The sequence below is a fragment of the Shewanella sp. SR44-4 genome (assembly GCF_014163715.1).
Lineage (GTDB): Bacteria > Pseudomonadota > Gammaproteobacteria > Enterobacterales > Shewanellaceae > Shewanella.
In genome coordinates, this window is record NZ_JACJDU010000160.1 from 1 (window position 1) to 350 (window position 350).

Below are 350 nucleotides of genomic sequence, written 5' to 3' on the forward strand. Positions count from 1 at the left end.
TACCATTGTCGTCTAATACAACAGTACCTCATGGTTCCGACGGGCCGCCCTTGGCCTAATGAACGCTAGCGCAGCATACATGCCAAACTCACGGAATTTTCTCGATGTCCTCAATTCATATGGGTGGCTAACTTGCAGTTAAGTTACGACTCGTCAGACAGTTATCACAGTGCCACATTAGTGTATAACGTGTTTGGTGAACGTATTGCTTATGGTGGCCGTGGTGGTTTAGACGATGTATTTGAAAAGCCATTCCATAGCCTTGATTTTACGTATAGTTTCTTCCCGACAGATAGTTTTACGGTAAAAGTAAAAGCGAAAAATATCTTAGGTGAAACTACTGAATACGA

1 protein-coding gene is annotated in these 350 nt (G+C 42.6%); it reads left to right on the top strand.

What is annotated here, in order from left to right; translation table 11 throughout:
* Positions 1 to 132: 132 nt before the first annotated feature.
* On the top strand, positions 133 to 350 hold a 218-nt coding region (locus H5125_RS21885; protein WP_259395523.1), incomplete at its 3' end, for a hypothetical protein.